Raw genomic sequence first — 20,656 nt, 5'->3', positions numbered from 1 at the left:
AGCGGAATGCGTTGAAAACATTGCCCACATTACCGTAACGTCTGTTTCAGCGGTAGCGTTTTGTCGGGCTATTTTGATCCTGCTCGGCCAGCCAGCTTAGCTTTTCACCAATCTTACCCTCAAGCCCGCGCTGGGTTGGGGTGTAATAGCGCGCGCTGGCCAGTTCCTGCGGGAAATAGACTTCACCCGCGGCATAGGCGTTGGTTTCATCATGGGCATAACGGTACTCTTTACCCAGGCCCATCTCTTTCATCAGCTTAGTCGGGGCATTGCGCAGATGTTCCGGCACATCGTAATCGGGATGGTCGCGCGCATCACGCATTGCGGCTTTAAACGCGTTGTAGACCGCATTACTTTTAGGCGCGCAAGCCAGATAAACAATGGCCTGGGCAATCGCGCGCTCCCCTTCTGCCGGACCGACGCGCGTGAAGCAATCCCAGGCCGCAATTGCCACCTGCATACCGCGCGGATCGGCATTGCCGACATCTTCGGAGGCGATTGCCAGCAACCGACGAGCCACATAGAGCGGATCGCCGCCCGCAGTGATAATGCGTGCATACCAGTAGAGCGCCGCATCCGGTGCGGAGCCGCGTACCGATTTGTGCAGTGCAGAAATCAGATCGTAAAAACGATCGCCTTTATTATCAAACCGCGCGGATCGCTCACCAGAGACTTCGTTAAGCAGCTGCGGCGTCAGTTCCCGCTGACCTGATGCGGTGATTTCGGCCATATCAGCCATCATCTCCAGCGTGTTCAGCGCCCGACGTGCATCACCACTAACCAGTTCAGCGATCATCCTGCGCGTGTTGTCCGGCAGCACGATGTCACTGTCCCCATAGCCTCGCGCTTTATCCTGCATCGCCTGATCCAGCACCTGCTCAATATCTTCCAGAGTCAGTGATTTCAGCAGGTAAACGCGGGCGCGTGACAGCAACGCTGAGTTAAGTTCAAAAGAGGGGTTTTCGGTGGTCGCACCAATAAAGGTAATGGTGCCATCTTCGATATGGGGCAGAAAGGCATCCTGCTGGCTCTTGTTGAACCGATGGACCTCGTCCACAAACAGGATCGTGCGTCGCCCGGCATGTTTATTCTGACGGGCCCGCTCAATCGCCTCACGGATCTCTTTTACGCCGGAGGTGACGGCTGAAATACGTTCCACATCGGCGTTACCGTAATGGGCAATGATCTCAGCCAGCGTGGTCTTGCCGGTCCCGGGAGGTCCCCACAGGATCATTGAATGCAGGTGCCCTGCTTCAATCGCGCGCGGCAGAGGTTTGCCTGCGCCCAGCAGATGTTGCTGACCAATGTACTGTTTCAATGTTTCTGGCCGCATACGCGCGGCCAGAGGTTTGAAATTTTCGGTGGAAAAATCCAGGGACAGGTTACTCACCGTGACCTCACTGACGTTGGTCGTCCACCGTCACGCCTTTTGGCGGTGTGAACGTGAATTTATCCGGGCTGATAGCGCCATTCTGCTGGCTTTTCAGCTGGTAATCGCTGCGCTGGCCATCCTGCTCGATAGCACTGAAGCGGTTGATGGTCCCGCTGGACGTCACCTGGATGGTGAACTGTTTCAGGTTGCCGTCGCTGTTCTTAGGTGTCAGTTCAAAATTGTCACCCTGCTGTTTGATATTGTACTGCTTCCAGTCATTTGACTGGTTGCGGGCAATCAGCATAAAGGGCGTGTTGCTGGTCGCATTCTGCAACAGGCTGACTGTCGCCTGCTCAACAAACGGGTTGTAGAACCACAGCGATTTACCGTCGGAGATGATGATGCTTTCGTCCGGCGCGGTCATGTGCCAGTTAAACAGGCTGGGACGTTTTACCCACAATTCGCCTTCGCCGTCCTGCACATTCGCGCCGCTGCTGTCGGTCACTTTTTGGGTGAAGCTGGCGTGGAAGCTGCTGACCTTGTTCAGGCGCTGTTGCAGATCACTGGAAGCATCAGCCAGAACGCTGGCTGAAGAAAAGGTGGCCAACAGGCCCAGAGCGATTACGCGTAATTTCATCTGCTTCAATTCCTTATTTAAACGTTCCCATCGATAACTGCATTAAGCCTGGCCGCCGTTCCGCCATCAGAACAGAGGAAAAAACCGAAAGCTGATTCAGATATGGGGTTTAACCGCATAAAAACAATGAGCCAGTCGGAACTGGCTCATTGCGTTGTGTTTCAAAACATTTAGCCACTACATATCGTGTGGCGGTGGCGACAGCACTTCACGGTTACCATTGTGTCCTGGTGCAGAAACGATGCCCTGCGCTTCCATCTGTTCAATGATACGTGCCGCGCGGTTATAGCCGATGCGGAACTGACGCTGAACGCCTGAAATCGACGCACGGCGCTTATCGACCACAAAACCGACCGCCTGATCGAACAGCGGATCGAGCTCTTCATCACTGTCGATGCCACCGGCATTTTCGCTCTCTTCGCCCGCCGTAATGCTGTCGATATATTGCGGACGACCACGCGCTTTCCAGTCCTGAACCACTGCATGCACTTCCTGGTCACGAACAAACGCACCGTGAACACGAATCGGCAGCGAGGAGTTCGGCGGCATGTAGAGCATGTCACCCATACCCAGCAATGACTCCGCGCCGCCCTGATCGAGAATGGTACGTGAATCAATTTTGCTGGAAACGGTAAAGGCGATACGCGTCGGAATGTTCGCTTTGATCAGACCGGTAATGACATCCACGGATGGACGCTGTGTCGCCAGTACCAGATGGATGCCGGCAGCACGGGCTTTCTGTGCCAGGCGGGCAATCAGCTCTTCCACCTTTTTACCGACTGCCATGATCAGGTCAGCAAACTCATCGACCATCACAACAATATAAGGCAGCTTCTCCAGAACCGGCGGCGTCATATCCATGCTGTCGCCCGGCTTCCAGAACGGATCGGGAATCGGACGACCCATCGCTTCGGCCTGTTCCACTTTTTCGTTGTAGCCCGCCAGATTACGCACGCCCAGTGCCGACATCAGCTTGTAGCGACGCTCCATTTCACCGACGCTCCAGCGCAGCGCATTGGCAGCATCCTTCATGTCTGTGACCACTTCGGTCAGCAGATGCGGAATACCTTCATAGACCGACAGCTCAAGCATTTTCGGGTCGATCATGATGAAGCGAACTTCTTCCGGCGTCGCCTTATACAGCATGCTGATAATCATGGCGTTCACGCCCACAGATTTACCGGAACCGGTGGTACCGGCGACCAGTAAGTGTGGCATTTTCGCCAGATCGGCCACCACCGGCTGACCGGCAATGTCTTTACCCAGCACGACGGCCAGCGGTGAAGGGTTGTCGCGGAATTTAGGGCAATCCAGCACTTCACGCAGATAGACGGTCTGACGATGCTTGTTTGGCAGTTCCAGACCTACGTAGGGTTTGCCTGGGATCACTTCCACCACACGAACCGCTACCGTCGACAGCGAACGCGCCAGATCGCGGGACAGGTTGGAGATACGCGCCGCTTTAACGCCCGGTGCCAGGTCAAGTTCGAAGCGGGTAATAACCGGGCCAGGCGAGATACCGACCACCTCCGCTTTGACGCGATAATCGCCTAAGCGCGACTCCACCAGACGGGCAGTCTGCTCCAGCGAGAACATATCAACCGGTTCTTCCTCTTCTGGCGGTGCGGTCAGCAGATCCAGCGAAGGCAGTGGCGTGGAAGGTTTCTCCAGCGGCTGCTCATGGCGCATCAGGAACGGATGAATCAGGCTGTCATGCAGTGAAGGTTTCGCCTCTTCCACCGGCTGAAGCGGCGCTGCCGGTGGCGTGCCATAGGCAGGCGCAGCGTACGCCGGAGCCTGAGGAGCCGCAGGGGCACTATAAGCGGGCGCAGAGGTTGCCGCAGGCGCAGCATAGTCAGGTTCAGACGGTGCAGCCGGCGCGCTATAGGCAGGTTCTGCCGGGGCAAAGCTGGCTGGTGCAGGAACATGAGCCGGAGCCTGAGGTCTTGAAACCTCACTCACCTGCTGCCAGGGTTCGTGCGAAACCGCCGGGGCTTCAGGTTCTGGCGTCGCCGCAATGGTAAACAGCGGTTCAGAAGGACCGTCATCCACCAGATCTTTCATCGGTGAAAAATCAAACGCTGAGGCGGTATCAATATTAAATACCGGCTCTTTTTTCACTTCTGGCTCATAGCGCTGCTGTTGCTGCTCGACGAACTGACGCGCCAGTGCATCCTGCTGCTGTGCATCCTGTTCATCTTCCTCGTCCTGCTGCCAGCTGGTGCCGTAACGCTGCTGCTGTTCAGACTGGAAAGCCTGTCGCAGTTCAGCCTGCTGCAGCGCCTCTTCAGCATCCGGAGCAGAGGAAACGGAGCCAGCACTAACCGGTTCGGTCTCTTCCGTTTTCGCTTTCTCTTCTGCCATGCGCTGAGAAGGCAGCTTAATGCCATAAGAGGCCAGCTCACGACGGGTTGGCAGTTTTACCGGGTTAGGACGCGGCAGTGCCGGGCCGATACCTTGTTTAACCTGCGGATTGAGATTGGTTTCAGGGGCTAAATCAAAAACAGGCGCAGTACGCGTTGTTGCCTGGGCTGCCGTTGCAGCGGCTGCCGCTGCCGCTGCCGCCGAGGCCGCAGGGATGGCTGACGTATCCCGCCAGTTACCCATTTTAGGTTCATCATCGTCGTAAGCACTGAACGACGGCGTAGCCGGAGCGTCGTCTGGCATTTCAAAATGATAAAGCGGTGGTGAGTCTGCGGGTTCAGAAGCACTCTGCGCCGGGGAATTCGCCACACTCTGCGGAGCTGGCGCGCTCTGTGCGTACGCAGGCGCAGGTTGTGCAGACGGCGATGCAGGGATGGATGTCGCTGACGCGGCAGGCGCCGAAGCTGAAACCGCAGCAGCAGGTGCAGCGACAGGTGCAGGCGTCACCGTGACTGCCGGGGCGAGGGTCACCTCAGCGGCTTCAGCGGTGGCCGCGACTGCCGCACTGGTGGCTGCTGCAGCTTTAGCCAGCAGCGGATCCTGTTGTGACGCCGCAGGCTCAGCAACTGCACGTGGGGCAGAAAGCAGCACATCATCATCCTGATCGGCGGCATGAAGCTCAGGCACATCCGCGTATTCACGCGCGTCCCGCTCGTCATCCTCTTCCTGCCAGGGTTCATCGTGACGTGAGCGGTTGCTGGCAAACGTCAGTACGCCCATGACTACGCCACCAATTCTTTCTGCAATGGTGAGCCATGACCAGCCGGTGTAAAGGGTAATGCCCGCCGCCCAGACGCAGAGCAGCATCAGCGTGCCGCCAGCCGGACTGAACCAGGGTGCAATAGCATTACTGACCAGGCTGCCGATCACGCCGCCCGAGGCAAAGTACCAGATATCATCGGCATTCAGCGCCGCCATACCACAGGTCGTCACCACCAGCGCGAGGACGCCAATTAAGCGCAGCCCGACGGCAAAGTAGTCAAAGTAGTCCTGGCTGTCGCGCTGACGGAAAGCAATCCAGCACAGACCCAGGATGACGGGCGGAATGGCATACGCCATCACACCAAAAATGAAGAGTAAGGTGTCAGCCAGCCAGGCACCGACGCTGCCGCCGATATTGTGGATAGGTTCATGCCAGGCCGTTTGCGACCAGCTCGGGTCGGAAGGGTTAAAACTGACCAGAGAAACCATCAGGTAGATGGCAAACAGCGCCACCAGAATGAGCATTGCTTCCAGCAGACGACGTCCACTGCTCATCGATTGTAACGAAACGTCTTTATCTTCTGTATATTCCTGGCTCAAGAGGACTCTCCAGGTGCCTGTAAAGTAAGAAGCAACAGCGCCGGGCGAGCCCGACGCTGATCCTGTATGAATGCACAGGAGTGTACCGAAATCTCACAGGTTTTGCACCTGCCCCGCATCAGCGAGTTTTGATCACCAGTCGATTGCTCTGTTTAACCTCTTCCATCACCACATACGTACGCGTGTCGTTTACGCCCGGCAGGCGCAACAGGGTTTCACCCAGCAGCTTACGGTAGGCTGACATATCAGGTACGCGCGTTTTCAGCAGGTAGTCGAAATCGCCGGAAACGAGGTGACACTCTTGAGTTTCCTCAAGTTTTTGCACAGCGGCGTTAAATTGCTCAAACACATCCGGTGCACCACGATTCAGAGTAATCTCAACGAACACCAGCAGCGACGCATCCAGATAGTGCGGGTTCAACTGCGCGGTGTAGCCAAGAATAAATCCCTGACGTTCGAGACGACGCACGCGTTCAAGACATGGCGTAGGCGATAAGCCTACGCGTTTGGAAAGCTCTACGTTTGAAATGCGACCATCTTTCTGAAGTTCATTCAGAATGTTCCTGTCAATTCTGTCGAGGTCTTTCCCGGGGCGTTTCTTATTGTCTACCATTATTATTGTCTCTCTTAATTCCTTCCCTTTACCTGCCACGCCCTGAAAACGCTCATTGTTCGGGGCATTTCTGAAGTGAGCTAACAGAGCCTGTGTTCTGACACCTATCGATATGACGCATGTTGTCTGTCCACATCATGCGTCATTATCCATATCAGGCTGCTTTTATTCGGCGTTACGTGCAAAACGGGCGATGAAAACCTGTTTTGTTCCGATAAATGTTATTCGCTTCTGATAATGTTTTCGCAAAAGCGCAGGCGATTGTCAAAGTAAAATCACCAAATTCAGGACAAGATGCCAGACAGTCCGCTGGGTATCTGTTTTTAAATGACTATTTTTCCACTATTGCACCCCTCTAACCCGAGTTTTGCCCCCTTTTGGCGCATTGGCCCAGGCAAAACCGTCGCTCATCGTCTACGCCGTTTGCAGCTATCGTTAACAAAATTGCCTAAGCCTTGTCATTGTCGCCGGATATTCCCTACAATCGCAGGCTATGTCAGCCGAATGAAACTGAGGAACGCATGAGTACGGCCAAACACAGTAAGTTACTCATTCTGGGCTCCGGCCCAGCGGGTTATACCGCAGCCGTTTATGCTGCACGCGCCAACCTGAACCCGGTACTGATTACGGGTCTGGAAAAAGGCGGACAGCTGACCACTACCACCGAGGTGGAGAACTGGCCGGGCGACCCGCACGATCTGACAGGTCCATCGCTGATGGAGCGGATGCATGAGCATGCCGAAAAATTTAATACTGAGATCATTTTCGATCACATTCACACCGTCGATTTGCAGAACCGTCCGTTCCGCCTTACGGGTGACAGCGGCGAATACACGGCAGATGCCCTGATCATCGCCACCGGTGCGTCAGCGCGCTACCTCGGTCTGCCTTCCGAAGATGCCTTCAAAGGCAAAGGCGTCTCTGCCTGTGCAACCTGTGACGGCTTCTTCTATCGCAACCAGAAAGTCGCGGTGATTGGCGGTGGCAACACGGCTGTGGAAGAGGCGCTCTACCTGGCGAATATTGCGGCTGAAGTGCACCTTATTCACCGTCGTGATAGCTTCCGCGCAGAGAAGATCCTGATCGACCGCCTGATGGAAAAAGTGCGCAATGGCAATATCGTGCTGCATACCCATCGCACGCTGGAAGAAGTGGTGGGCGATCAGATGGGTGTCACCGGTCTGACGCTGCGTTCTACCCAGAACAGTGATGAGACAGAAGCGCTGGAGGTGGCGGGTCTTTTTGTTGCTATCGGACACAGCCCGAATACGGCCATTTTTGAAGGTCAGCTGGCGCTGGAGAACGGTTACATCAAAGTTCAGTCAGGTCTGCACGGCAACGCCACTCAGACCAGCATCCCTGGCGTCTTTGCGGCAGGCGATGTGATGGACCATATCTATCGTCAGGCGATCACCTCTGCGGGCACCGGCTGTATGGCCGCGTTAGACGCTGAGCGCTTTCTTGACGGACTGGTTAAAAACGATCAGTAAGTTGTTAACCCTCTGATCTCAAATGTTCCAGGCGACGGTTTTTCCGTCGCCTTTTTTATTGCTCTCATGCTAGATTCTTGCGCCTGAAGAGATGGAAATGTCTTTCCATTTTCACCCGTCATCGACATTCATCATGGTCTCGCATGGACAAATCGCGGCAGCAGCATCTTACCCGCTGGCTTCGTCAGCAACGTCATTTCGCCGGTCGCTGGTTGCGACTCAACACCCTGCTGGGCATGGCAAGTGCACTTCTGATCATTGCTCAGGCGGGTTTACTGGCCTCGCTGCTGCAGGCTCTGATTGTTGACCAGCAGCCGCGTGAATCCCTGACTGTCAGCATCCTGCTGTTACTGCTCTGCTTTGTGCTCCGCGCCCTGATTAACTATGCCCGTGAACTGACCGGTTATCGTGCCGGACAGGCTATCCGTCAGGCTTTACGTCAGCAGGTATTAGACCGATTGTCTGATCTGGGGCCGGCGTGGATTCAGGGAAAGCCAGCCGGCAGTTGGGCGACGCTGCTGCTGGAGCAGATCGAAGAGATGCAGGAGTATTACGCGCGCTATCTGCCGCAGATGACCCTGGCGGTGCTGATCCCCTGCTGCATTCTGCTGACTATTTTTCCGCTCAACTGGACGGCGGGTCTGATCCTGTTTGCCACCGCGCCACTGATTCCGCTGTTTATGGCGCTGGTCGGGATGGGTGCGGCCGAGGCCAACCGCCGGAACTTCCTGGTGCTGGCCCGACTGAGCGGTAACTTTCTCGACCGCCTGCGCGGCAGAGAGACGCTGCGGCTGTTTCATCGTGGCGCAGCGGAGCAGCAGGCGGTTGCCGCCGCCACCACCGATTTTCGCCAGCGCACCATGGAAGTGCTGCGCTTAGCCTTTCTCTCCTCTGCCGTGCTGGAGTTTTTTGCCTCGCTGGCGATTGCCGTGGTGGCCGTCTACTTTGGTTTCTCCTATCTGGGCGAATTGCATTTTGGTGATTACGGCCAGGGCGTGACGCTGTTTGCCGGCTTTCTGGTGCTGATCCTCGCCCCGGAGTTTTTCCAGCCGCTGCGCGATCTCGGCGCTTTCTATCACGCCAAAGCCCAGGCTGTAGGCGGTGCCGATGCCCTTGAAGCCTTTATGCAGGCGACGCCTGCCACCGCGCCGCAGGAAGGCCAGTTGCCCTTCACTGCCGATCGCTCAATCGCACTTACCGCCGAAGATCTGCGTGTCTGTGCGCCTGATGGTCAGGTGTTGTGCGGCCCGCTCTCTTTTACTGTCGTCCCTGGCGAACAGATTGCGCTGGTCGGTCAAAGCGGGGCCGGTAAAACGGCCCTGATGAACGCCCTGCTCGGTTTTCTGCCTTATCAGGGTTCGCTGAAAGCGAATGGCGTTGAACTTCGCGATATACGACGGAGTGACTGGCATCAGCAACTCAGTTGGGTAGGACAGAATCCTCAGTTACCGGCCGCCACCTTGCGCGACAACATCGTGATGAATGCGGCCTGGGATGACGAGCGTTTTGCGGCGCTGCTGGAGTCGTGCGGCATTAATGAGTTCCTGCCTCGTCTGCCCCAGGGCATTGACACCCTGCCAGGCGATGGCGGTAATCAGCTGTCGGTGGGTCAGGCGCAGCGGGTCGCGGTCGCGCGCGCACTCTATAAATCCTCGCATTTTTTGCTGCTCGATGAACCCGCAGCCAGCCTGGATGCGCTCAGTGAACGTCATGTGATGCTGGCACTTAACCAGGCGGCAGCCCGCCAGACCACGCTGATGATAACCCATCAGATTGATACGTTAAGTCACTGGCAGACCCTCTGGGTAATGGAAGCCGGTAAGCTGGTGCAACAGGGTAACTGGCAGCATCTGTCGCAACAGCCGGGTGCTTTCAGTGAGATGCTGAAGCATCGTCAACAGGAGATTCGCTGATGTCCGCCTTGCGTCCTTTTCTTCGTCTCTGGCTGCGCCACCCTTATCGCCTGGCGCTGGGCATCGTGCTGGCGATTGTTACCCTGCTGGCCAGCATCGGCCTGCTGACGCTTTCAGGCTGGTTTCTGGCCGCCTCGTCAGTGGCAGGCGTAGCCGGTCTCTATACCTTCAACTATATGCTGCCTGCGGCAGGCGTGCGTGGCGCCGCCATCATTCGCACTGCCGCACGCTATGCTGAACGGCTGGTCAGCCACGATGCAACATTCAGGGTTCTTCAGCATCTGCGTGTCCACACCTTCAGCCGCCTGATGGCCCTTTCGCCAGGCCAGCTTTTGCGGTTCCGGCAGGCGGACCTGCTCAACCGCTTCGTGGCCGATGTCGATACGCTGGATCACCTCTATCTGCGCGTCATCTCGCCGCTGATCGGCGCACTGGTGGTGATTGTCGTGGTTGCCCTCGGAATGAGCTTCATCGATCTTCAGCTGGCACTGACGCTGGGCGGCATCATGCTGAGTACCCTGGTGGTGATGCCAGCGCTGTTTTACCGTCTGGGATCGCCCGCAGGCGGCGCGATTGCCCGTGGGCGCGCCCGCTGGCGCTTACAGCTGATGCAGTGGCTGGCGGCTCAGGCTGAACTCACCCTGTACGGTGCCTCGCGGGGCTGGCGTCAGCAACTTGATGAAGATGAACAGCGCTGGCAGCAGGCTCAGAGCCAGCAACAGCGCTTGCAGGCTGCGGCACAGAGCCTGCTGCTGCTGATCAGCGGCGTAACCGTCACACTGTTGCTCTGGCTCAGTGCGGCGACAATCAGCCAGCAGCAGTTGCCCGGCTCGCTGATTGCCCTGGTGGTGTTTTGCGCGCTGGCTGCTTTCGAGGCGCTGGCACCGGTTGCAGGGGCCTTTCTGCCCATGTCGCAGGTGATAAATGCCGCTCAGCGGGTCAATGACATTATCGAGCAGTCACCCGCTATCACCTTTCCGGCAGATTCAGATGCCCGGCCAGGACGTCTCGCAGTCGATATCGATCAGCTCGACTTCAGCTATCCCGACCGCCCGGATAAGGTACTGAACCGCTTTACCCTTAAGGTGGCAGCCGGTGAACACATTGCACTGCTGGGGCCGACCGGCTGCGGCAAATCCACTCTGCTGGTGCTGTTAACCCGTGGCTGGGATAGCCAGCACGGTGTTATCAGCCTGAATGACCTGCCGATCACCGCATGGTCAGAGCCAGCGCTGCGTCAGCGCATCAGCGTGGTGACTCAGCGGGTTCATCTTTTCAGTCAGAGCCTGCGTGATAACTTACTGCTGGCCTGTCCCGATGCTACTGATGAGCAGTTACGCCGCGTGCTGAATGACGTCGGCCTGCAGCGCCTGCTTGAGAGCCCGGAAGGATTAAACGCCTGGATGGGAGAAGGCGGTCGCCCGCTGTCAGGCGGCGAACTGCGTCGGCTGGCGCTGGCGCGTGCGTTACTGCATAACGGCGATCTCTGGCTGCTGGATGAACCCACCGAAGGACTGGATGCCACAACCGAGCAGCATATCCTCACCCTGCTGCAGCGGCTGACCGCTGGCAAGACCGTAATAATGGTCACCCACCGGCTCAGCGGCCTGGAGCAGATGGATCGCATCTGCGTGATGGATAATGGCGTGATTGTGGAACAGGGAAGTCATGCCGAATTAATCTCAAAAGCGGGTCGGTACTGGCGTTTCCGACAGCGGATTGCGCTATAGTCTTAGCGAAATGCTGATAGGTAACAAAACGCGATGAGACTGGTACAACTGTCACGGGAATCTTTGCAATTCCCCCCACCGGAGATGGCGCTGCGCGAGCCAAACGGCCTGCTGGCCATGGGGGGTGATCTCTCCCCTGCCCGGTTACTTAACGCTTATCAGCGCGGCATCTTTCCGTGGTTTTCTTCCGGCGACCCGATTCTCTGGTGGTCGCCCGATCCCCGTGCAGTGCTGTTACCTGAGCAGTTTCATCTCAGCCGGAGCATGAAGCGTTTCCACAGCCGTTCGCCCTATCGGGTGACGATGAATGAGTCATTTGCCGAGGTGATCGAGGGCTGTGCCACCGGTCGTGAGGAAGGCACCTGGATCACCTTTGAAATGAAGCGCGCCTGGTTGCGATTGTATGAACTGGGCCACGCCCACTCCATTGAAGTATGGGACGAACATCAGCTGGCAGGTGGCATGTATGGGCTGGCGATGGGGCAAATCTTCTGCGGCGAATCAATGTTCAGCCGTCAGCAGAATGCGTCAAAAACCGCACTTTGGGTATTTTGTCAGCATTTCCTCAGACATCAGGGCCGTCTGGTGGATTGTCAGGTACTTAACCCTCATACGGCCTCGTTGGGGGCGCAGGAGATACCGCGCGCTGACTATCTGCAATATGTACAAAGCCTTGCGTGCCAGCCTGTCAGCGATGGCTGCTGGCAGACACAAACCCTTTTTTAGTCGCACAGAGATGTTTTGCACACATAAAGGCGTATTAAGTGGTATAATGGTCGAGTTTGGTATGTCGTCCGCGCTTCGCAATAACGAGCCGGAATTGCCAGGCTGGGAATCTCAACGCACTCTCGGAACTGTTTTCAATCGTGCGCGTGTAACCGGTTGATACAGATTCTTAGCCCGCTAATCCCCCGCAGACGTCACATAAACACCCTAATTTTACCGGATGCGCGCGACTGACGTGCACCCCGGCAAAGCGTTGGCAAAATCGCCGACGGTTCTTTACATAAATCGTTGAATTGGGCATTATCTTGCCGGTTCAACTGAAAGGTAGTACACCCAGAGGATTCGATGGCCAAAGAAGACAATATTGAAATGCAAGGTACCGTACTGGATACGTTACCTAACACCATGTTCCGCGTAGAACTTGAGAACGGACACGTGGTTACTGCTCATATCTCCGGTAAAATGCGCAAAAACTACATCCGCATCCTGACGGGTGACAAAGTGACCGTTGAGCTGACCCCGTACGACCTGAGCAAAGGCCGCATTGTCTTCCGTAGTCGCTAATTTGCAGTAATCTCATCGCTCTGCAATTTGCAGCGAAAAAAAGGCCGGATTTTAATCCGGCCTTTTTCATATCTGCAGCAGGTGATTAATGCACAGTGCCTTCGGTTTTGCGTTTTTCAGCACTCAGGAAGTGATAGGTCAGTTCACCTTTCTCACGATCCAGCGCCACTGACACCGAGCCGCCATCCACCAGCGAACCAAACAGCAGTTCATTGGCTAACGGTTTCTTCAGGCTGTCCTGCACGGTGCGCGCCATCGGACGAGCGCCCATCGCTTTGTCGTAGCCTTTCTCAGCAAGCCAGTCGCGTGCTTCATCGCTGACTTCCAGCGACACGCCTTTGGCATCCAGCTGCGCCTGCAACTCGACAATGAACTTGTCGACCACCTGATGGATCACCTCTGGTGACAGGTGGCTGAACCAGATAATGTTGTCGAGACGGTTACGAAACTCTGGAGAAAACATCTTTTTGATCTCTTCCATGGCATCGGTGCTGTTGTCCTGATGAATCAGGCCAATCGACTTACGTTCAGTCTCGCGGACACCGGCGTTAGTGGTCATGACCAGCACCACGTTGCGGAAGTCCGCTTTGCGACCGTTGTTGTCGGTCAGCATACCGTTATCCATCACCTGCAGCAGCAGGTTGAAGACATCCGGGTGTGCTTTCTCAATCTCATCCAGCAACACCACCGCATGAGGATGCTTAATCACTGCATCCGTCAGCAGGCCGCCCTGATCAAAACCGACGTAACCCGGAGGCGCACCAATCAAACGGCTGACGGTGTGACGCTCCATATACTCGGACATATCAAAGCGCAGCAGCTCAATGCCCAGCGCTTTCGCCAGCTGCACGGTGACTTCCGTTTTACCAACACCGGTAGGCCCGGCAAACAGGAAGGAACCGACCGGCTTACGATCCTGACCCAGACCTGCACGGCTCATTTTGATCGCTTCCGTCAGCGCCTCAATGGCGTTGTCCTGGCCAAACACCAGCATCTTCAGACGATCGCCCAGATTTTTCAGCGTATCGCGGTCGCTTGCTGACACGCTTTGCTCAGGAATACGGGCAATACGGGCCACCACCGTTTCAATGTCAGAGACGTTGATGGTTTTCTTGCGCTTACTGGCTGGCATCAGGCGCGCACGCGCACCCGCTTCATCAATCACATCAATCGCCTTATCAGGCAGATGACGGTCGTTGATATATTTCACAGCCAGTTCCACGGCTGCGCGCACCGCTTTCGCGGTATAGCGCACATCGTGATGCGCTTCGTACTTGGTCTTCAGGCCATTCAGGATCTGCACGGTCTCTTCTGGTGAAGGCTCCGTGATATCGATCTTCTGGAAGCGACGTGCCAGGGCACGGTCTTTTTCAAAGATGTTGCTGAATTCCTGATAGGTGGTGGAACCCATCACCCGAATCTTGCCAGAGGAAAGAAGAGGTTTGATCAGGTTCGCAGCATCGACCTGGCCGCCGGATGCAGCACCCGCACCGATGATGGTATGGATCTCATCGATAAACAGAATGCTGTGTTCGTCCTGCTCCAGCTGCTTCAGCAGCGCTTTGAAACGTTTTTCAAAGTCACCACGGTACTTGGTGCCGGCTAATAACGAACCGATATCCAGCGAGTAGATCGTGCAGTCTTTCATCACTTCCGGTACATCGCCCTGCTCTATGCGCCAGGCGAGACCTTCAGCAATGGCGGTTTTACCCACACCCGACTCACCCACCAGCAGCGGGTTATTTTTACGGCGACGGCATAGCACCTGAACGGTACGTTCCAGCTCTTTATCGCGACCAATCAGTGGATCAATACCACCGACGCGAGCAAGCTGATTAAGATTGGTGGTGAAGTTTTCCATACGCTCCTCCCCGCCTGCTTGCTCTTCGTTAACCGGATTTTCTGCGCCTGGCGCCTGGCCAGACTCATCTTTACGCGTACCGTGAGAGATGAAGTTCACCACATCAAGGCGGCTCACTTCATGTTTGCGTAGCAGATAAGCCGCTTGCGACTCCTGCTCGCTGAAAATGGCGACCAGCACATTCGCACCGGAGACTTCGCTGCGACCGGATGACTGGACATGGAAAACCGCACGCTGCAGGACGCGCTGGAAGCTAAGCGTGGGTTGTGTATCACGCTCCTCTTCGCTGGCAGGCAGCACGGGCGTAGTTTGTTCGATGAAGGCTTCGAGTTCCTGCCGCAGAGCCACAATGTCCACCGTACAGGCTTCCAGTGCCTCTCTGGCCGACGGGTTACTGAGCAACGCCAGTAACAGATGCTCGACGGTCATAAACTCATGACGGTGCTCACGCGCTCTGGCGAAAGCCATATTTAAACTGAGTTCCAGTTCTTGATTGAGCATTAGGCACCTCCCCCAATTATCGCCCTTACCTGTTTCCTATATGGAGACGGGTTCAGGCCTTTTCCAGCGTACACAGCAACGGATGATGATTTTCCCGTGCATAGTTGTTCACCTGGGCCGCTTTTGTTTCGGCGACTTCTGCAGTAAATACACCACAGATCGCCTTGCCGTGATAGTGAACTTTCAACATCAGCTGCGTTGCACGTTCAACATCATAAGAAAAGAACTTTTGTACAACGTCAATAACAAATTCCATAGGTGTATAATCGTCATTATTCAGAATGACTTTATACATAGAAGGCGGCTTTAACCCTTCACGTACTTTATCGTCGGCCAGATGTTCAAAGTTAAGCCAGTCGTTTGCGTTTGCCATAGTGTTCCGTTGAGATTTTGCTTTTAGCCTTTAAGTAGCTACATATTGAGAGTTTAACATGCCTGTCAAGCCGCATGCCGCTGCTGAAAATTTATTCAGAAATTCCCCTGCGCGACCTGCATCACAAAATTTGCAATAGCGTTAACTGCCTCAAATTTTGATGATTTTTCCCCCACCTGGCCCGGTGGTTTGCTTGACGTCAGCCGCGCTTTCTCTACATTCTAGCTGCACAGGCTGATTGAGTTTTAATCAAATCCGACTCACAGCTTCGATGACCTCACCTACTTATAAAATGTCTTGCGAGGGAAGTAAAAGCATGGAGACGGGCACAGTTAAATGGTTCAACAATTCCAAAGGCTTTGGCTTTATCTGTCCGATTGGCGGTGGCGAAGATATTTTTGCGCACTACTCCACCATTCAGATGGAAGGCTACCGCACGCTTAAGGCAGGCCAGCAGGTACAGTTCGATGTCCACGAAGGCCCGAAAGGCAATCACGCCAGCCTGATCGTGCCGGTCGAGGTGCAGGCTGTGGCCTGACACATATCGCCTTTCTGAACAAAGACCCAAAAATGCCAGCCAGTGCCGCTGGCATTTTCCTGTTCGATGTCACCTAATCTGCCTGGCCCTGCGCCAGTCCAATCACCCGGGCAAACATCTGCCGCATCAATGGCGGGATGGCCTCTGGCCCGCGTTCCGCCGCCGACGTAGCCACTGCGATCGCCAGTTCCGGCTTGGAGCTCTGGTGAATCGCTTTAGTAATAATACGCCTGGAACTCATCGGAACGTTTAACGGCAGGTGCGCCATCTGATGATAGACATCCTGAAAGCCGTGCTGATAGAGAAAATTTTCCATATCCAGCGCCGGTAACTGCGTCAGAAAACGCGGCTCCGGTTCACCCGGCTGTAACTGAGTGCGTGCCGTACTGGCATATTTATTCCCCGCCTGATCACCGTCAGTCAGGACATGCCAGGCGATACCCATGCGCCGGGCAAACTTCAGTAGCGGTTTTAACCCCGACTGCGCAAACTCAATCACCTTCACGCCTTCAGCAGCGAAGTTGTAACCGCACTGCTGCGCCAGCTCATTCATGATCCAGACTTCGGTTTCTCCCTCCACCAGCAGCCAGCAACGGGCAAACAGTGCAGCAGGCCGGTTGACCCGAATATGGAAGCCAATGCGCCGGCTCTCTTCGGCACTCAGTCCCTCTGGACCGATGCGCCAGGCCGCTACGCGCGAGGGTCCACGCACCAGACGACAGACGTTTTCCACCGGCACCTGCGACAGCAGCTCCGGCGAATTAGTGGTGGCGATTTTTTGCAGCGGCAGCAGCCTCAGCAGATTCCATGCTACCGACAGCATAATCGGATGCAGCCGGGTTTCCGGATCTTCAATCAGCAGCAGCGGGCGGGCACCGGCGGCCAGCGGGACGTCTCCTCGTGCCTCAATCAGCAGGGTAAACATCTGCAGCAGTATCAGCTGACGGCTGCGGGAGTCGGTTCCGGCAATCAGCTGATTCAGGTGATCCAGCGCCCGCCATCCCTGTCCCCCCTCGCGCGTCTGCGGGTCCCGTAGCCTGACCTCGTTGCCCGCATCGGGCGGCTGCACCAGAAAGTAGTGCTGCATCAGTTGCTGCATCGTCTTCAGCCCCTGCCGCAGCACCTCATCGCTGAGCTGTTGCGGATGGTGCTCCAGATCGCGCGCCAGCGTCTCCATACCCGCCAGTAGCTCAGGATGTGCGGTGGGGAGCGGTGCACTACTCCGCGTCCGCTTACTGAAACGCGCATCGCGCAATCGCAAAACCGGATACCGTTTCAGCAAAAGATCGATGGCCGCCGCGCAGTTCTGCTCAGGCAACAGCTGATAGTTCAGGTCAACAAAACGGCGCCGGGTTTCGATACCGCTGTCACGCCAGGTGGCGCTGACGCTGTAACAGAGCTGACGCTGGCCCTGAGCATCACGCTGCCAGAAGGTTGAGAGCACCGCATCCGGGTCGTTGCCGTCATCGCGAAAGTGGAACACCACCGACAGACGGCGCATCGCATCGGTCACATCGCCTGGGGTGAAATGGAAATCAGCCTCGGTAAAAACATAGGCCGGTTCATGGGGCGAAAGTAACAGGCTCAGGGCATCCAGCAGACTGGATTTGCCCCAGGCGTTCTCACCAATCAGCAGATTGGTCTGGGTTAAAGGCAGTGAGAGCTTATTGATGCCGCGGAAACCGCGAATGTCGATATGTTCCAGAATCATAGGCGTCCATCCTCAGTTTATAAACAGCATGGTTGCCGCCAGCGAGCCGGTCAAGCCGCTTTATCAGGGTTTACTCCGTTACGCTTTTTCGCTAGCGTGTGGCCTCTTCCACCATGGATGGCCCTTATCGCTATGTACTCCGGACTCCTGATTATTCTTCTGCCGCTGATCGCCGGCTGGCTGCTACCGTTCCGTCAAACTTCAACCCTGCGCCGGGTCAATCAGCTGCTGGGCTGGATGGTTTACGTCATTCTGTTCTTTATGGGCATCAGCCTGGCCTTTCTCGACAACCTGAGCAGCAATCTGCTGGCGGTATTTCACACCGCGCTGGTAGCGGCCTTCTGTATTTTGCTGTGCAACCTGCTGGCGCTGCGCGGGCTGGAAAAATATGCCCCATGGCAGCATGCGCATCGGCAGGAGAAACTGCCCTCGCGGCTGCATATGGCGCTGGACTCTCTGAAGCTATGCGGCGTGGTTGTCATCGGTTTTCTGCTTGGCCTGACCCAGTGGCCACTGCTGCAACACGCCTCGACGGCCAGCGAATATGCGCTGATCTTCCTGCTGTTTCTGGTTGGCATTCAGCTGCGCGGCAGCGGCATGACGCTGCGTCAGATTATCCTGAACCGTCGTGGCCTGCTGGTTGCCAGCGTAGTGCTGGTCAGCGCGCTTATCGGCGGCATGATTGCGGCGTTGCTGCTGGGCGTGCCGCTGAAAACCGGTCTGGCGTTAGCCAGCGGTTTTGGCTGGTACTCTCTCTCCGGCATTCTGATGACCGAAGCTTTTGGTCCGGTCATCGGCAGCGCCGCCTTCTTCAACGACCTGATACGTGAACTGGTGGCAATCATGCTCATTCCGGCGCTGATTGGCCGTCATCGCTCCAGCGCACTGGGCCTGTGTGGCGCAACTTCAATGGACTTTACCCTGCCGGTGCTGCAGCGGGCGGGCGGCAATGAGATCGTCCCGGCCGCCATTGTGCACGGCTTTGTGATGAGCCTGCTGGCCCCGATTCTTATCGCCCTCTTCTCCGCCTGAATCCTGTCTGATATGCGCTGAGCTCTGCCAGCGCATTTTTTCACGCCTGCTTTTCTTCCGTGTCGTCTACGCTTCTTTTTTCGGTTCTGGTCACGTCACTCTTCAGGGCGGGCCGACAAAGGAGAAGAGCATGAAACAAACCGTCGCGGCGCTGGTCGCCAAAACGCTGGAAAGCGCGGGCGTAAAACGCATCTGGGGCGTCACCGGGGATTCCCTTAACGGCCTGAGCGACAGTCTTAATCGCATGGGCACCATTGAATGGATGCCGACGCGCCATGAAGAAGTCGCCGCATTCGCAGCGGGCGCGGAAGCGCACATCAGCGGTGAACTGGCGGTCTGCGCCGGCTCCTGTGGGCCAGGCAACTTACATCTGATCAACGGTCTATTCGATTGCCATCGTAACCGCGTTCCTGTTCTGGCGATTGCGGCACATATTCCCTCCAGCGAAATCGGCAGCGGCTATTTTCAGGAAACCCATCCGCAGGAGCTGTTCCGCGAATGCAGCCACTACTGCGAACTGGTTTCGAACCCTGAGCAGCTCCCGCAGGTGCTGGGCATCGCGATGCGTAAAGCGATTCTGAATCGTGGTGTCTCGGTGGTGGTGCTGCCTGGGGATGTCGCGCTTAAACTGGCACCAGAGAGCGCCAGCGCGGAATGGTATCCGCCACAGTTGCCGCAGGTCCTGCCACAGCCCGCCGAACTGGCGCAGCTGGCGCAGACGCTGAACGAAGCCAGCGATATTACGCTGCTGTGCGGCAGTGGCTGCGCCGGAGCGCATCAGGAGGTGGTAGCGCTGGCAGAAGCGCTGAAAGCCCCTATCGTCCATGCGCTGCGCGGCAAAGAACACATCGAATATGACAACCCTTATGATGTCGGCATGACCGGACTGATCGGTTTCTCATCCGGTTTCCACGCCATGATGAATGCCGGGACGCTGGTGTTGCTGGGCACGCAGTTCCCCTATCGCGCCTTCTATCCGGAAAAGGCTAAAATCATCCAGATTGATATCAATCCGGGCAGCCTTGGGTCACATTGTCACGTCGATCAGGCCTATGTCGGCGATGTGAAAAGCACACTGCAGGCGCTGCTGCCGCAACTGACACACAAAAGCGATCGCAGCCATCTCGACAGCGCGGTTAAGCACTATGGCGAGGCGCGCAAAAGTCTGGACGAACTGGCGCAGCCCAACGACAAGCAGCCGATCCATCCGCAATATCTGGCACAGCAGATCAGCCACTACGCCAGTGATGACGCCATCTTTACCTGCGATGTCGGGACACCGACCGTCTGGGCGGCGCGCTATCTGAAGATGAACGGCAGACGTCGCCTGCTGGGTTCGTTTAACCACGGCTCAATGGCGAACGCGATGCCACAGGCGCTGGGCGCGCAGTCGATTGATCGCAATCGTCAGGTGGTAGCACTGTGTGGCGACGGCGGCTTCAGCATGCTGATGGGGGATTTTATCTCGCTGGCGCAACTGAAAATGCCGGTCAAACTGGTGATTTTCAACAACAGCGTGCTGGGCTTTGTGGCGATGGAGATGAAAGCGGGTGGCTATCTCACCGATGGCACCGAGCTGGAGAATCCTGACTTTGCCGCTATCGCCGAGGCCTGCGGTATCCGGGGTATCCGGGTGGAAAAGGCATCTGATCTCAATGGCGCGCTGGAGCAGGCGTTTGCCCACGATGGCCCGGTGCTGGTGGATGTCATTACCGCCAAAGAGGAACTGGCGATGCCGCCCGAGATCAAAATGGAGCAGGCTAAAGGCTTCAGTCTCTACATGCTGCGCGCCATTATGAATGGTCGCGGTGATGAGGTGGTAGAACTGGCGAAAACCAACTGGCTGCGGTAAAACAGAGACTCCATCCA

The 20,656-nt window shown here is 56.3% G+C and carries 15 protein-coding genes; 8 read left to right on the top strand and 7 right to left on the bottom strand.

The window, feature by feature from the left end; all coding sequences use genetic code 11:
* Positions 1-46 precede the first annotated feature (46 nt).
* From AC6I8B_RS06485 to lrp, 4 genes are all read right to left on the bottom strand, one after another.
* Positions 47-1,390, bottom strand: a complete 1,344-nt coding sequence (locus AC6I8B_RS06485) for a replication-associated recombination protein A (RefSeq protein WP_010254929.1) — start codon at positions 1,388-1,390, stop codon at positions 47-49.
* A gap of 7 nt (positions 1,391-1,397) precedes the next feature.
* Positions 1,398-2,009: an outer membrane lipoprotein periplasmic chaperone LolA gene (gene lolA, locus AC6I8B_RS06480; protein ID WP_003849334.1), complete on the bottom strand. Its 612-nt coding sequence runs from the start codon at positions 2,007-2,009 to the stop codon at positions 1,398-1,400.
* A 177-nt stretch (positions 2,010-2,186) separates the two neighbouring features.
* Complete coding sequence (locus AC6I8B_RS06475) at positions 2,187-5,735, bottom strand: DNA translocase FtsK 4TM domain-containing protein (RefSeq protein ID WP_157351795.1); 3,549 nt, start codon at positions 5,733-5,735, stop codon at positions 2,187-2,189.
* A 118-nt stretch (positions 5,736-5,853) separates the two neighbouring features.
* Positions 5,854-6,348 carry a leucine-responsive transcriptional regulator Lrp gene (gene lrp / locus AC6I8B_RS06470; protein ID WP_006118610.1) on the bottom strand — a complete coding sequence of 165 codons (495 nt, stop codon included), beginning with the start codon at positions 6,346-6,348 and terminating at the stop codon, positions 5,854-5,856.
* Between the two features lie 521 nt (positions 6,349-6,869).
* On the opposite strand from lrp, the gene trxB reads away from it, so the two are divergent.
* From trxB to infA, 5 genes are all read left to right on the top strand, one after another.
* Complete coding sequence (gene trxB, locus AC6I8B_RS06465; RefSeq protein ID WP_157351793.1) at positions 6,870-7,838, top strand: thioredoxin-disulfide reductase; 969 nt, start codon at positions 6,870-6,872, stop codon at positions 7,836-7,838.
* Between the two features lie 143 nt (positions 7,839-7,981).
* Positions 7,982-9,751 (top strand): heme ABC transporter permease/ATP-binding protein CydD, encoded by a 1,770-nt coding sequence (gene cydD / locus AC6I8B_RS06460; protein WP_157351791.1) that lies wholly within the window; start codon positions 7,982-7,984, stop codon positions 9,749-9,751.
* The gene (gene cydC, locus AC6I8B_RS06455) at positions 9,751-11,481 is read left to right on the top strand and encodes a heme ABC transporter ATP-binding protein/permease CydC (RefSeq protein ID WP_497816197.1); all 1,731 of its coding nucleotides are present in this window, start codon (positions 9,751-9,753) and stop codon (positions 11,479-11,481) included. Before cydD ends, cydC begins: the two co-directional genes overlap by 1 nt.
* A 33-nt stretch (positions 11,482-11,514) precedes the next feature.
* A complete protein-coding gene (aat, locus tag AC6I8B_RS06450) occupies positions 11,515-12,207 on the top strand; it encodes a leucyl/phenylalanyl-tRNA--protein transferase (RefSeq protein ID WP_010254921.1) in 693 nt (230 codons plus the stop codon).
* Positions 12,208-12,552: 345 nt separating this feature from the next.
* The gene (gene infA / locus AC6I8B_RS06445; protein ID WP_002211347.1) at positions 12,553-12,771 is read left to right on the top strand and encodes a translation initiation factor IF-1; all 219 of its coding nucleotides are present in this window, start codon (positions 12,553-12,555) and stop codon (positions 12,769-12,771) included.
* A gap of 85 nt (positions 12,772-12,856) precedes the next feature.
* Here the strand turns inward: infA and clpA are convergent, their stop codons facing one another.
* Both clpA and clpS read right to left on the bottom strand, forming a co-directional pair.
* On the bottom strand, positions 12,857-15,133 hold the full coding sequence (gene clpA, locus AC6I8B_RS06440) for an ATP-dependent Clp protease ATP-binding subunit ClpA (protein ID WP_010254457.1): 2,277 nt from the start codon (positions 15,131-15,133) through the stop codon (positions 12,857-12,859).
* A gap of 52 nt (positions 15,134-15,185) precedes the next feature.
* Positions 15,186-15,506: an ATP-dependent Clp protease adapter ClpS gene (clpS, locus tag AC6I8B_RS06435; RefSeq protein WP_010254453.1), complete on the bottom strand. Its 321-nt coding sequence runs from the start codon at positions 15,504-15,506 to the stop codon at positions 15,186-15,188.
* Positions 15,507-15,822: 316 nt separating this feature from the next.
* Between clpS and cspD the strand changes: the two genes are divergently transcribed.
* Entirely contained in the window at positions 15,823-16,044 is a 222-nt protein-coding gene (gene cspD / locus AC6I8B_RS06430; protein WP_010254451.1) for a cold shock-like protein CspD, read from the top strand.
* Positions 16,045-16,117: 73 nt separating this feature from the next.
* On the opposite strand, the gene AC6I8B_RS06425 is transcribed toward cspD, so the two are convergent.
* A complete protein-coding gene (locus AC6I8B_RS06425) occupies positions 16,118-17,755 on the bottom strand; it encodes an ATP-dependent nuclease (protein ID WP_060679855.1) in 1,638 nt (545 codons plus the stop codon).
* Positions 17,756-17,887: 132 nt separating this feature from the next.
* Here AC6I8B_RS06425 and AC6I8B_RS06420 point away from each other — a divergent pair, with 132 nt between their 5' ends.
* The gene (locus AC6I8B_RS06420) at positions 17,888-18,787 is read left to right on the top strand and encodes a LysO family transporter (RefSeq protein ID WP_010254448.1); all 900 of its coding nucleotides are present in this window, start codon (positions 17,888-17,890) and stop codon (positions 18,785-18,787) included.
* A 130-nt stretch (positions 18,788-18,917) separates the two neighbouring features.
* Entirely contained in the window at positions 18,918-20,639 is a 1,722-nt protein-coding gene (poxB, locus tag AC6I8B_RS06415) for a ubiquinone-dependent pyruvate dehydrogenase (RefSeq protein WP_022625954.1), read from the top strand.
* The last annotated feature ends 17 nt before the right edge of the window (positions 20,640-20,656 follow it).

The sequence above is a fragment of the Pantoea sp. X-Soil-ISGK-285 genome (assembly GCF_059730815.1).
The sequence above is the reverse complement of the archived record's forward strand: the minus strand, read 5'-3'. Positions and strand labels throughout refer to the sequence as shown.

What these genes read in the sequence shown, in the direction of transcription:
- lolA (WP_003849334.1), bottom strand. Translation starts at nt 2,009, where the DNA reads ATGAAATTACGCGTAATCGCTCTGGGCCTGTTGGCCACCTTTTCTTCA.
- lrp (WP_006118610.1), bottom strand. Translation starts at nt 6,348, where the DNA reads ATGGTAGACAATAAGAAACGCCCCGGGAAAGACCTCGACAGAATTGAC.
- trxB (WP_157351793.1), top strand. Translation starts at nt 6,870, where the DNA reads ATGAGTACGGCCAAACACAGTAAGTTACTCATTCTGGGCTCCGGCCCA.
- cydD (WP_157351791.1), top strand. Translation starts at nt 7,982, where the DNA reads ATGGACAAATCGCGGCAGCAGCATCTTACCCGCTGGCTTCGTCAGCAA.
- cydC (WP_497816197.1), top strand. Translation starts at nt 9,751, where the DNA reads ATGTCCGCCTTGCGTCCTTTTCTTCGTCTCTGGCTGCGCCACCCTTAT.
- aat (WP_010254921.1), top strand. Translation starts at nt 11,515, where the DNA reads ATGAGACTGGTACAACTGTCACGGGAATCTTTGCAATTCCCCCCACCG.
- infA (WP_002211347.1), top strand. Translation starts at nt 12,553, where the DNA reads ATGGCCAAAGAAGACAATATTGAAATGCAAGGTACCGTACTGGATACG.
- clpA (WP_010254457.1), bottom strand. Translation starts at nt 15,133, where the DNA reads ATGCTCAATCAAGAACTGGAACTCAGTTTAAATATGGCTTTCGCCAGA.
- clpS (WP_010254453.1), bottom strand. Translation starts at nt 15,506, where the DNA reads ATGGCAAACGCAAACGACTGGCTTAACTTTGAACATCTGGCCGACGAT.
- cspD (WP_010254451.1), top strand. Translation starts at nt 15,823, where the DNA reads ATGGAGACGGGCACAGTTAAATGGTTCAACAATTCCAAAGGCTTTGGC.
- AC6I8B_RS06425 (WP_060679855.1), bottom strand. Translation starts at nt 17,755, where the DNA reads ATGATTCTGGAACATATCGACATTCGCGGTTTCCGCGGCATCAATAAG.
- AC6I8B_RS06420 (WP_010254448.1), top strand. Translation starts at nt 17,888, where the DNA reads ATGTACTCCGGACTCCTGATTATTCTTCTGCCGCTGATCGCCGGCTGG.
- poxB (WP_022625954.1), top strand. Translation starts at nt 18,918, where the DNA reads ATGAAACAAACCGTCGCGGCGCTGGTCGCCAAAACGCTGGAAAGCGCG.